3 rRNA genes are annotated in these 5,423 nt (G+C 61.6%); all 3 read left to right on the top strand.

The window, feature by feature from the left end:
• The first annotated feature begins 52 nt into the window (after window positions 1-52).
• The 3 genes from ACI782_RS25985 (at window position 53) to rrf (ending at window position 5,420) form a co-directional block, all read left to right on the top strand.
• A 16S ribosomal RNA gene (locus ACI782_RS25985) occupies window positions 53-1,574 on the top strand.
• 439 nt (window positions 1,575-2,013) lie between these two features.
• Window positions 2,014-5,151: ribosomal RNA gene (locus tag ACI782_RS25980) — 23S ribosomal RNA — on the top strand.
• 152 nt (window positions 5,152-5,303) lie between these two features.
• Window positions 5,304-5,420: ribosomal RNA gene (rrf, locus tag ACI782_RS25975) — 5S ribosomal RNA — on the top strand.
• The 16S, 23S and 5S rRNA genes sit together here, the layout of an rRNA operon.
• Window positions 5,421-5,423 lie beyond the last annotated feature (3 nt).

Here is a 5,423-nt window from a genome sequence, read left to right as displayed (position 1 = left end):
GATGGACATGGAGAGTGCCAACTCTCGGTCCTTTCGCCTGGTATCGAATTCATCTACGGAGAGTTTGATCCTGGCTCAGGACGAACGCTGGCGGCGTGCTTAACACATGCAAGTCGAACGGTGAACTCCGCTTGCGGAGGAATCAGTGGCGAACGGGTGAGTAACACGTGGGCAACCTGCCCCCGGCTTCGGGATAACTCCAAGAAATTGGGGCTAATACCGGATGTGACCGCTGACCGCATGGTCCGGTGGTGGAAAGGGTTTCCGGCTGGGGATGGGCCCGCGGCCTATCAGCTTGTTGGTGGGGTAGTGGCCTACCAAGGCGACGACGGGTAGCCGGCCTGAGAGGGTGACCGGCCACACTGGGACTGAGACACGGCCCAGACTCCTACGGGAGGCAGCAGTGGGGAATATTGCGCAATGGGCGAAAGCCTGACGCAGCGACGCCGCGTGGGGGATGACGGCCTTCGGGTTGTAAACCTCTTTCAGCTCCGACGAAGCGATCAGTGACGGTAGGAGCAGAAGAAGCACCGGCCAACTACGTGCCAGCAGCCGCGGTAATACGTAGGGTGCAAGCGTTGTCCGGAATTATTGGGCGTAAAGAGCTCGTAGGCGGTTTGTCGCGTCGGCTGTGAAAACCTGGAGCTCAACTCCAGGCCTGCAGTCGATACGGGCAGACTCGAGTGTTGCAGGGGAGACTGGAATTCCTGGTGTAGCGGTGAAATGCGCAGATATCAGGAGGAACACCGGTGGCGAAGGCGGGTCTCTGGGCAACAACTGACGCTGAGGAGCGAAAGCGTGGGGAGCGAACAGGATTAGATACCCTGGTAGTCCACGCCGTAAACGTTGGGCGCTAGGTGTGGGGGCCATTCCACGGTCTCCGTGCCGCAGCTAACGCATTAAGCGCCCCGCCTGGGGAGTACGGCCGCAAGGCTAAAACTCAAAGGAATTGACGGGGGCCCGCACAAGCGGCGGAGCATGTTGCTTAATTCGATGCAACGCGAAGAACCTTACCTAGGCTTGACATGCGCGGAAATCCGTCAGAGATGGCGGGTCCGTAAGGGCCGTGCACAGGTGGTGCATGGTTGTCGTCAGCTCGTGTCGTGAGATGTTGGGTTAAGTCCCGCAACGAGCGCAACCCTCGTTCCATGTTGCCAGCGCGTAAGGGCGGGGACTCATGGGAGACTGCCGGGGTCAACTCGGAGGAAGGTGGGGATGACGTCAAATCATCATGCCCCTTATGTCTAGGGCTGCAAACATGCTACAATGGCCGGTACAAAGGGCTGCGATACCGCGAGGTGGAGCGAATCCCAAAAAGCCGGTCTCAGTTCGGATTGGGGTCTGCAACTCGACCCCATGAAGTTGGAGTCGCTAGTAATCGCAGATCAGCAACGCTGCGGTGAATACGTTCCCGGGCCTTGTACACACCGCCCGTCACGTCACGAAAGTCGGTAACGCCCGAAGCCGGTGGCCCAACCCCTCGCGGGAGGGAGCCGTCGAAGGCGGGATCGGCGATTGGGACGAAGTCGTAACAAGGTAGCCGTACCGGAAGGTGCGGCTGGATCACCTCCTTTCTAAGGAGCGCTGGCCGCCAGGGGTGCCCTGGTGGTCCAGGGCCGCGCCCAGGACGAGGACGGCCCGCCATCTGCGGCGGGTCGCGGTGTTCCTGGGGTGGTGCTCGAGGGTGGAACGCTGACCAGTTCGGCCGGCAGCCGTGGTGCTGCTCCTAGTACGGCGCCCCCCCTTGGCGGGGGGCGCGGGGAACGGGGCGGCGGGCGGGGGTCGGGCGTAGGCACGCTGTTGGGTCCTGAGGGAGCGGGCCCCGCCGGTGGCGGGGGCGGTCACCTCGGTCAGGGCCGGTCCGGTCCCGGACCACCATCATCCGGTCGCCTCGGCGGCGGGGGATGGGTTCGGCGGGGCGCGCGGGCCGGTGGCTGGTGGGACGTTGAGAACTGCACAGTGGACGCGAGCATCTTCTTTTTTCTCTGGATTGCAGAGTTCTTGTAGGAGTGTGGCCAAGTTGTTAAGGGCACACGGTGGATGCCTGGGCACCAGGAGCCGATGAAGGACGTAGGAGGCTGCGATAAGCCTCGGGGAGCTGCCAACCGAGCGTTGATCCGAGGATGTCCGAATGGGGAAACCCCGCACCAGTCATGTGGTGTGACCCGCGCCTGAACACATAGGGCGTGCGGAGGGAACGTGGGGAAGTGAAACATCTCAGTACCCACAGGAGAAGAAAACAACCGTGATTCCGTGAGTAGTGGCGAGCGAAAGCGGAGGAGGCTAAACCGTTTCCATGTGAGACCCGGCAGGGGTTGTGGAGGCGGGGTCGTGGGACAGCTCTGCACGTTCTGCCGGGCGTGCGGGAAGTGATCAAGACCGGTCGTTAGTGGAAGGCCTCTGGAAGGGGTCGCCGAAGAGGGTGAGAGCCCCGTACACGAAAACGCCGGTCCTTCCGAGCTTGCTCCCAAGTAGCACCGAGCCCGTGAAATTCGGTGTGAATCCGGCGGGACCACCCGCTAAGCCTGAATACTCCCTGGTGACCGATAGCGGACAAGTACCGTGAGGGAAAGGTGAAAAGTACCCCGGGAGGGGAGTGAAATAGTACCTGAAACCGTGTGCCTACAAGCCGTGAGAGCCGTGAATCGCGCGCCTCGTGCGCGCGGCGGTGATTGCGTGCCTTTTGAAGAATGAGCCTGCGAGTTAGCGGTACGTGGCGAGGTTAACCCGTGAGGGGCAGCCGTAGCGAAAGCGAGTCCGAACAGGGCGCTGCAGTCGCGTGCTCTAGACCCGAAGCCGAGTGATCTACCCATGGCCAGGTTGAAGCGCGGGTAAGACCGCGTGGAGGACCGAACCCACCAGGGTTGAAAACCTGGGGGATGAGCTGTGGGTAGGGGTGAAAGGCCAATCAAACTCGGTGATAGCTGGTTCTCCCCGAAATGCATTTAGGTGCAGCGTCGCGTGTTTCTTGCCGGAGGTAGAGCACTGGATGGCCGATGGGCCCCACAAGGTTACTGACGTCAACCAAACTCCGAATGCCGGTAAGTGAGAGCGCGGCAGTGAGACTGCGGGCGATAAGGTTCGTAGTCGAGAGGGAAACAGCCCAGATCATCGGCTAAGGCCCCCAAGCGTGTGCTAAGTGGAAAAGGATGTGGGATCGCAGAGACAACCAGGAGGTTGGCTTAGAAGCAGCCATCCTTGAAAGAGTGCGTAATAGCTCACTGGTCAAGTGGTTCCGCGCCGACAATGTAGCGGGGCTCAAGCACACCGCCGAAGCCGTGGCATTCCGGCACACACCCCGTCGACGCCCTTCGTGGGCGCCGGCCAGGGGCTGGGATGGGTAGGGGAGCGTCGCGTGGCGGGCGAAGCGGCGGAGCAATCCAGCCGTGGACGCCACGCGAGTGAGAATGCAGGCATGAGTAGCGAGAGGGGAGTGAGAACCTCCCCCGCCGGAAGACCAAGGGTTCCTGGGCCAGGCTAATCCGCCCAGGGTGAGTCGGGACCTAAGGCGAGGCCGACAGGCGTAGTCGATGGACAACGGGTTGATATTCCCGTACCCGCGAAGGAGCGTCCCTGCCGAGGCCGGCGATGCTAACCGCCCCAAACCGTGCTCGAGCACTTGTGCTCGGGTGCGGGAGTAGCGCGGGATCCGAACCGGTAGTAGGCAAGCGATGGGGTGACGCAGGAAGGTAGTTCCGCCGGTGAGTGGTAGTACCGGTGCAAGGGTGTGGCCCGCGCCACAGGCAAATCCGTGGCGCATCAGGGTGAGGCCTGACGCATAGCCGACTGCGGCGAATGGAATGATCCTATGCTGCCGAGAAAAGCCTCTAGCGAGTTCCCAGCGGCCCGTACCCCAAACCAACTCAGGTGGTCAGGTAGAGAATACCGAGGCGATCGAGCGAACTGTGGTTAAGGAACTCGGCAAAATGCCCCCGTAACTTCGGGAGAAGGGGGGCCCCAGCCCGTGAACCGCCGCGCGCGGGGCAGCGGGAGGGGGTCGCAGAGACCAGTGAGAAGCGACTGTTTACTAAAAACACAGGTCCGTGCGAAGTCGTAAGACGATGTATACGGACTGACGCCTGCCCGGTGCTGGAACGTTAAGGGGACGGGTTAGCTCTTCGGGGCGAAGCTCAGAACTCAAGCGCCAGTAAACGGCGGTGGTAACTATAACCATCCTAAGGTAGCGAAATTCCTTGTCGGGTAAGTTCCGACCTGCACGAATGGCGTAACGACTTCTCAGCTGTCTCAACCACAGGCTCGGCGAAATTGCACTACGAGTAAAGATGCTCGTTACGCGCGGCAGGACGGAAAGACCCCGGGACCTTCACTACAGCTTGATATTGGTGTTCGGTTCGGCTTGTGTAGGATAGGTGGGAGACGTGGAAGCGGGCACGCCAGTGTCCGTGGAGTCGCCGTTGAAATACCACTCTGGTCGAATTGGATGTCTAACCTCGGTCCGTGATCCGGATCAGGAACAGTGTCAGGTGGGTAGTTTAACTGGGGCGGTTGCCTCCCAAAATGTAACGGAGGCGCCCAAAGGTTCCCTCAGCCTGGTTGGCAATCAGGTGTCGAGTGCAAGTGCACAAGGGAGCTTGACTGTGAGACCGACGGGTCGAGCAGGAGCGAAAGCTGGGACTAGTGACCCGGCACCGGCAGGTGGAAGCGGTGTCGCTCAACGGATAAAAGGTACCCCGGGGATAACAGGCTGATCTTCCCCAAGAGTCCATATCGACGGGATGGTTTGGCACCTCGATGTCGGCTCGTCGCATCCTGGGGCTGGAGTAGGTCCCAAGGGTTGGGCTGTTCGCCCATTAAAGCGGTACGCGAGCTGGGTTTAGAACGTCGTGAGACAGTTCGGTCCCTATCCGCCGCGCGCGTAAGAGACTTGCGAAGAGCTGTCCCTAGTACGAGAGGACCGGGACGGACGAACCTCTGGTGTGCCAGTTGTACCGCCAGGTGCACGGCTGGTTGGCCACGTTCGGCAGGGATAACCGCTGAAAGCATCTAAGCGGGAAGCTCGCTTCAAGATGAGGTCTCTCACCGGATCAACCGGGTAAGGCCCCCGCCCAGACCAGCGGGTCGATAGGCCGGAGGTGGAAGCGCCGCAAGGCGTGCAGCCGACCGGTACTAACAGGCCGAGGGCTTGACCACACCCCTCCACCGGCCCTGCACCATCGGGAGAACGGTGCCGACCGGGCACCCCGAGAAGATCATCACACGACGCGTCCACTGTGCGGTTCTGAACGCCCCACCACCCCCCGCCCCCGGCCGGCGGGGAGGTGCGGTGGAGAAGTTCACAGCGTTACGGCGGCCATGGCGAGAGGGAAACGCCCGGATCCATTCCGAACCCGGAAGCTAAGCCTCTCAGCGCCGATGGTACTGCCCCGGCGACGGGGTGGGAGAGTAGGACGCCGCCGGACAAC

This window comes from Geodermatophilus sp. SYSU D00703 (assembly GCF_054050155.1).
This window is presented reverse-complemented; position numbering and strand designations above follow the sequence as displayed.